The following is a 6,958-nucleotide window of genomic DNA, read 5'->3' as shown; positions in this document are numbered from 1 at the left end:
TTTGTTCATGAACACGATGATGTGAGGGATACCAACCTGACGACCAAGTAGGATGTGCTCACGAGTCTGTGGCATAGGGCCATCAGTCGCAGCAACTACTAGAATACCGCCGTCCATCTGTGCAGCACCAGTGATCATGTTTTTAACGTAATCAGCGTGTCCAGGACAGTCAACGTGTGCGTAGTGACGAGCAGGAGTATCATATTCTACGTGTGACGTAGAGATGGTGATCCCACGTGCTTTTTCTTCAGGCGCGTTATCGATCATATCGAATGCGCTTGCAGAACCGCCGTAGGTCTTCGCTAGAACAGTAGTGATAGCTGCAGTTAGCGTGGTTTTACCGTGGTCAACGTGGCCGATAGTACCCACGTTTACATGGGGTTTCGTACGTTCAAACTTTTCTTTTGCCATTTCTATTATCCCAGCAAAGTTACATTAAAAAAATTTTGAATTTTTACAACATGAGCTGGGGAGAAAAATGGTGCTGATAGGCAGATTCGAACTGCCGACCTCACCCTTACCAAGGGTGCGCTCTACCAACTGAGCCATATCAGCACTGATTTGGAGCGGGCAGTGGGAATCGAACCCACATCATCAGCTTGGAAGGCTGAGGTAATAGCCATTATACGATGCCCGCAAATCTTAATTCTCTGGCCACCTCATAAAGAAAGTGGTGGAGGGGGCAGGATTCGAACCTGCGAAGGCTGAGCCGGCAGATTTACAGTCTGCTCCCGTTGACCGCTTGGGTACCCCTCCAGAATTGATGGTGCCGACTGCCGGAATCGAACTGGCGACCTACTGATTACAAGTCAGTTGCTCTACCAACTGAGCTAAGTCGGCACTACATCAAGTGGGTGCGCATTCTAGAGTAATGAATTACTCAGTGCAAGTGTCTTTTCGAAAAATTTTCATTTTTCTTTTCTGACCGATTTCTCAATCTATCAGAAGGTTACGCCTAAATTGAACTAAGTTCTTTTCGAGCGTAGCGGGCAAGACCTTGCACCACCAAATGAGCGGGACGAATGTTAACAGCGGATTCTAAGAATGCAAACACTTTTTTGTCTCCACCCCCTAAAATAATGTCAAAATCGGTTTGTTTGCTTGATATGTAATCAATGGCGCTCAAATAAACACCATAAACCGCTGCATGGCACCCTGCTGCTACGCACTCTTCAGTATCTGTACCTACCCCAAAGCTGGTCGGAATTTCATCATTCGCTGATACTTTTTTTGTAGATGCAACCAATGCGTCTCGCATAACGTTAAACCCTGGCACTATCCAACCGCCTAAATGTTGACCATTCATCACAAAATCTACCGTTATTGCAGTACCAACATCCATAACAAAAAATGCTTTTTTTGTTTTTTCTGCAGCACATACCATCGCGAGCCACCGATCAACGCCCATTTTTTGTACATTCTCGTAACTATTTTTTATATCGAATGCTGATTTTTCTGTGTGTTTTTCAATGAAATTAATTTTGCGAGGCAAACAGAGGGTATTTATTTCTTTCGAGACTTCATTATTTCTAACTGAAGCTAAGTAAATATGAGAAATTTTTTCGTAAGAGTCGATAAATTTAAAAAGCTCAGCTATCGAATTAACGGATTTGGGCTCTTCTTTGTCATTACACAACAGAGAATATTTGATTCGTGTGTTGCCAATGTCCACTAATAAGACATTTTGCTCACTTGCTACAGCATTTTTTTCAGATGGGATACTATCAGTTACCACGAAGGCTAACCTCACCGCCATGAAAACGTGTAATGCCGTCTTGTGTTTCAACTAACAGTGCACCGCTGGCGTCTACGCCTCTATCGATACCAGAGAATCGCTTCTCACCCATTTGCAGCACTATCCTTCTATCACCGTAAAGATCTAAGGCTTCCCAATGAGGGACGAATGGCCCAAAGCCTTGTTGAGTAAATTTAGGAAGATAAGACCATAGTGATTTAATAATTTGCGCCGCTAATTCATTTCTATCTGGCACTGTGCCTAAAAATGAAGCGAGATCGCTATGAGGTTGCCCAACGTCGTATTGGTTATCAGGCACACAAACGTTCAATCCAATGCCGATAACGCAATGCGCTGTCGCCCCAATCTGCCCCTCTACTTCTATCAATACGCCAGCAAGCTTCTTGCCCTGTAAATAAATATCGTTCGGCCACTTTAATTCGGCATCGTTAACGCCAAACTCTTTTAGGGCGTCGCACACTGCAAGACCAACCAATAAAGAAAGGCCCGCCATGCTCTGATATCCATCTGGAAACGACCAATACATGGAAAATGTTAGGCTACCGCCCACAGGCGCTAACCAAGTTCTGCCATGTCTTCCGCGACCTGCGGTTTGTATTTCAGCAAAAATCGCATCACCGTCGGCTAATTCTTCTCGATTATTAGCAATGCGTTTTTTCATCTCTGTATTTGTTGATGGGAGTACCGACTCAACATCTATCATGGCTCGTTTGGTGTTACCCAAGTACTTCTTAATGCTATCTGCACTTAACATGGGAAAACCTCGCTCTAGTCGATATCCCTTACCTTTTACCTTAAATACATCCAATCCCCAGTCAGATAACTGAGAAATATGCCCTGCAACAGCGGTACGCGATAGTCCAACCTCTTGAGCTATAGTTTCACCGGAGTGAAAGTGACCGTCGGACAATAGCGCTAATATATGTTTTCTTATTACTTTAGATGCCTGTCTCATAGCGAAATAAGTCCTTTGCTTCCTAAAAGGCGTACTTCAGGTTCGAGTTTGATATTAAACCTGTCAGAAACGCTGGCTATGATATCTCTTGCCATAGATAGTACATCGCTACCGTTTGCATCGCCAAGGTTTGTAAGTACTAAAGGCTGTGTAGGGTGACACCTCACATCGTTCAGCGTCTTTCCTTTAAAACCAGCTTGGTCAATGAGCCAGGCTGCCGGAATTTTCACACTATCGTCGGCGGATTTCGTTTTTACAGTAAAATGAGGTACATGTTCGTATTGATCAGCAATTGTTTTGAAATGATCGTAAGTGACAATTGGATTTTTGAAGAAGCTTCCCGAATTACCGAGAACGGCAGGGTCTGGAAGTTTGGACTTACGCACCTCTATAACTTTGTGATATATGTCCTGTGGCGTTGGATTTGTTAACGCGGCAAGCTCACCATAAGCGGTATTTAACTCATAAACTTTTGGTAGGACAAAATTTACGTGGGTAATAAGCACCTTATTGGCCAGCGCATGTTTGAATACACTATCTCGATAACCAAACTGACAGTCTTCATTTTTTAATAGAATCTTTTCACCCGTGTTAAGTACCACGGCTTCTATTGTTTGTATTAATGTATCGACCTCTACGCCGTAGGCGCCAATATTTTGAATTGGACTAGCCCCCACTGAACCAGGGATGAGCGCTAGGTTCTCAAACCCGAACCACTCATTTTGCATACATAGTTTGACAAGCTCGTGCCAATTTTCGCCTGCACCTACCCGTAAAAAATGACTCTTTTCGTCATCAAAATGACTTACGCCCTTTATCTCATTGACCAGTACTGTGCCTTCAAATGTTTCGGTGAATATTGAGTTGCTGCCACCGCCAAGCAAATAACACAAATCGGTGTTGTTATAGAGGCGGAAAAAGGAGTCGATATCTGAAAACGATTGAATTGTTTTGCACGACGTATTTAGACCAAACGTGCTGTAGTGTTTCAATGAGGGCATAATGTCTTCGAACTGCGAATAATTGCCTAATGGTAGGGTAAGCAGAGAATAAAGAAAAGTATATCACTTCAATAAAGCGTGAGGGATTGAATTAACCTAGTGAATATAAGGTAGGTTATGAAAACTCGAAGAATCTGTAGAAAGCTAAAACGTAGCTTTTACTATTTAGTTGTCTTGACGCTCCCTTCGCCTCATTGGCATTGAGTCAATATCTGAAAATATGCGTACTGGGTCTATCACGTCATACTGCTCTTTTGTACCGCCATCAAGACCGATGAGGACTGCCTTGCTTCTATTTAAGCGACTGTGGATTTTAGCCAGAGAAGGAAGACAAGATAATGAGTTGCCAAACGGATAAACCGTTTTTCTATCAATGCCCAGTACAAGAAGCTTTCTCTCTGTAAGTTCAAGTGCACTGTAGTCTAGATATTCTGTTAATTCTTTCAGCTCCACATCGTCATCAACTCTTACTAAAAGAATTCTATTTTGCCAGCGCATATCGGTGAAGAACATAGAACAGGACTCCTGATACGACACACCCGTTGGCTCACTTTTCGCAAAGGAAAGGGAAGAAGTCGCTATAAAAGCAGAAAGAAACGATATGATGTATTTTGAAGGCTTCATAAGTTCTATTACGCAACTCCATCACTTTCGTTCAAACAATAAAGGGGGTCAGGTCCACATTTCGAAATACACCCTGACGTTATACGCTTAAACTGAAACGATAATTGGGGTCAGAGCCACATTTTTTGACCGTTTTTCTGTTGTAGGCAATGTGGATGATAATAAATAGGGATCTGACCCCGTTTATTTTTAGTTTGACAGCCAGTCTTATATGCTAAGGACGGCAATATATTGGGTTCTGACCCTGTCTTATGTTCGTTGGATTCGATGTGCTGAACATAATTGGGAGATAAATACGGACCTGACCCCATTTGTTTTTAACTCTCTCAGCTCCACATCGTCATAAAGTCTCACTAAAAGAATTCTGTGTTACCAGCGCATATCGGTGAAGAACATAGAACAAGATTCCTGATGCAATACACCCGTTGGCTCACTTTTCGCAAATGAAAAGGGCGAAGTCGCTATCAGAGCAGAAAGAAACGGTATGATGATAAGGGATTTTTCACTCTGTACATTTTGTATTGAATGAATTGAAGGTCATTGGGGATAAACGCGAATCTGCCCCCACTCATTTCCCACAAAAACTTAACTATGAAGCTTTATACCCAATTCTAAACCCACCCCAATGCTTGCCATTTACATAAATAGGCGCAGAAAGGTCGTGCATAATCTCACCTGTGTCTCGTTTATAAGTTTGCAGCAGAAACGACTCAGTGTTGCTGCCGCAACGACTGCCGGTTTTATCGTTAAAAATTCGCTTTGTTCGGCTGTTAGCTAGGTCAGTAGCATAATCCCCTGTAAGAGGTTGGCTGAACTTATTGTTATGGGTTGGGAAGTAACCATTCTTATCCACCGCACCGGCATAAATAATAAAATTATGAGTGTCTAAAATCGGCTCTTGAATATCCGGTAACACAGAATCGGTAAAACTATCGAATGTGGTAGCGTGCTTTTCAGGATTAGTGTTCGGCACCGGTTTATAGGAAAAATTAAAAAGGTCGCGCTCTGAAATAGCGCCTTCGCTAATAGCCTTCTCAAAACGTTGACCTACCTCTTTCGCAGTTTTTATCGCTATATCTCGCACTCGACTGTTTTCATCGTCAATATTCAGAGTTTCTAGTAATCTAAAAATATCTTCTGCTTGAGTACTTAACGCTAGTGCTTGCTCGGCAACTTCGGATAGGTCATGCTCGAGATCGCTTGTAGCATGTTGTAATGTTGAAATAGAATCACCAATGCCACCGCTATCGTTTGCCAGATCTGCTACATTTTCCTTCATTGTTTCCATAGCGTTTCTCGCTTCTGAGGATAATTCGCTCGACTCGGCTATGAATGTTTCGCTTTCAGTAAGAAGCTCACTCATACTTTCACCAGATTCAGATACCTTAGACATGGCCTCAACAGCGCTTTTACTGCTGTGATTCATGTCCTGTAGTAGATGTTCAATACCCGATGTAGCCTCAGTGGTTTTTTTAGCCAACGCGCGAACCTCATCAGCAACGACCGCAAAACCACGCCCTTGGTCGCCGGCACGAGCTGCTTCTATTGCAGCATTGAGTGCGAGCATATTTGTTTGGTCAGCTAATTGGTTAATCGTGTTGGTGATACTACTGATACCTTCGGCTCTACTTTTAAGCACAACAAGTGTTTGTGAAGATTCGGTTATTTGTTCGCGCAGTAGTTTCTGATGTTCCAGTACTTGTTTTAGGCGGCGACTGCCTCGCTGTGTTTTTTCATCAGACGTTGTAATCGCTTCGCCTGCTTGCGCGGTTAAGTTGCTCAGTGATGCACTACCATTTTCTAAATTCTGGAGACGCGTGCTCATCTCGCTAATACTATTTACTTGTTCACGAAAGGCGGAAGACAGTTTATCTAAGAAAAATGAGACTGACGCGCCGCCAATTGCAATGCGGCTTGATGCCGCACTTATATCATTACCTTGGGCAAAACCATCAAACTGCGTATAGGACGAATCATTATGATCTTCTAATTTAGAACCTAGTTTTGGTGGCGATTGCGAGTGTGACGAAAAAGAAGAATTAGACGATTGCTCAAACCCACTATTTCTTGATTGGAAAGGTAGATAATAAGTAACAGCGAAGGCGATAATAAATGAAACGAATACCGATAAATATATGTTTTCCGTCACCAAAAAGGAGACTAGAACGGCAATGGAAGAAACAAGACTAGGTATTACATTCAACATGGTTGTCATCACTGCATAATCTATTATTTTATAGACTGTAGGAGATAGCATCGCAAAAGACTATACGAAAATAGTCTTACATTGCTCCTCGTACTCTCGACATACACAAACAATGTGGCTGCTGTTGTTTAGATATGAGCGACATCGCAGTTTTTAACCCTCGACGACATTATACGTCTCGAGTAAAACGATAGTCGGGTGGAAGCGGCATCATTTTTCATTAGTCTGTTTTAGGCACTATAGATAACAATAAATTGGGTTCTGACCCTGTTTTATTAGCGTTGGGTTTGATTAAGTTTGTTGAGATTGGGGATTAATACGGTTCTGACCCCCATTATTTATGAATGTAATTGGGGGATAAATGCGGATCTGACCCCATTTATTTTTTTGGGGCAGAAAACAAAAAACCCGCCGTG

General features: G+C 42.5%; 6 protein-coding genes and 4 tRNA genes. All 10 read right to left on the bottom strand.

Annotated features, from left to right (window positions below; translation table 11 throughout):
- Nucleotides 1–411 (bottom strand): GTP-binding protein (locus AC27HD_RS18605; RefSeq protein ID WP_487106393.1); only part of this gene is annotated, 411 nt, incomplete at its 3' end.
- A gap of 68 nt (nt 412–479) precedes the next feature.
- Nucleotides 480–555: transfer RNA gene (locus AC27HD_RS18600), tRNA-Thr, on the bottom strand.
- A 7-nt stretch (nt 556–562) separates the two neighbouring features.
- A tRNA-Gly gene (locus AC27HD_RS18595) sits at nt 563–637 on the bottom strand.
- 34 nt (nt 638–671) lie between these two features.
- Nucleotides 672–756, bottom strand: a tRNA-Tyr gene (locus AC27HD_RS18590).
- Nucleotides 757–764: 8 nt separating this feature from the next.
- Nucleotides 765–840, bottom strand: a tRNA-Thr gene (locus AC27HD_RS18585).
- A 115-nt stretch (nt 841–955) separates the two neighbouring features.
- Nucleotides 956–1,735, bottom strand: coding sequence for a type III pantothenate kinase (locus AC27HD_RS18580; protein ID WP_487107755.1), 780 nt, complete (start codon nt 1,733–1,735; stop codon nt 956–958).
- Nucleotides 1,725–2,711 (bottom strand): bifunctional biotin--[acetyl-CoA-carboxylase] ligase/biotin operon repressor BirA, encoded by a 987-nt coding sequence (gene birA, locus AC27HD_RS18575; protein WP_032097091.1) that lies wholly within the window; start codon nt 2,709–2,711, stop codon nt 1,725–1,727. The genes AC27HD_RS18580 and birA overlap by 11 nt, the downstream gene beginning before the upstream one ends.
- Nucleotides 2,708–3,712, bottom strand: a complete 1,005-nt coding sequence (gene murB, locus AC27HD_RS18570) for a UDP-N-acetylmuramate dehydrogenase (RefSeq protein WP_487107753.1) — start codon at nt 3,710–3,712, stop codon at nt 2,708–2,710. Before murB ends, birA begins: the two co-directional genes overlap by 4 nt.
- 165 nt (nt 3,713–3,877) lie before the next feature.
- Complete coding sequence (locus AC27HD_RS18565) at nt 3,878–4,336, bottom strand: DUF4174 domain-containing protein (RefSeq protein ID WP_487107751.1); 459 nt, start codon at nt 4,334–4,336, stop codon at nt 3,878–3,880.
- A 589-nt stretch (nt 4,337–4,925) separates the two neighbouring features.
- Nucleotides 4,926–6,542, bottom strand: coding sequence for a methyl-accepting chemotaxis protein (locus tag AC27HD_RS18560; protein ID WP_487107749.1), 1,617 nt, complete (start codon nt 6,540–6,542; stop codon nt 4,926–4,928).
- Between the last annotated feature and the right edge of the window lie 416 nt (nt 6,543–6,958).

It is taken from the genome of Alteromonas sp. 4NS20-0143, assembly GCF_057542855.1.
Note: the sequence above shows the minus strand (reverse complement) of the source record. Positions and strands in the feature narration are given on the sequence as shown.

Coding starts and splice junctions, on each gene's coding strand:
- birA (WP_032097091.1), bottom strand. CDS start 2,711: ATGAGACAGGCATCTAAAGTAATAAGAAAACATATATTAGCGCTATTG.
- murB (WP_487107753.1), bottom strand. CDS start 3,712: ATGCCCTCATTGAAACACTACAGCACGTTTGGTCTAAATACGTCGTGC.
- AC27HD_RS18565 (WP_487107751.1), bottom strand. CDS start 4,336: ATGAAGCCTTCAAAATACATCATATCGTTTCTTTCTGCTTTTATAGCG.
- AC27HD_RS18560 (WP_487107749.1), bottom strand. CDS start 6,542: ATGTTGAATGTAATACCTAGTCTTGTTTCTTCCATTGCCGTTCTAGTC.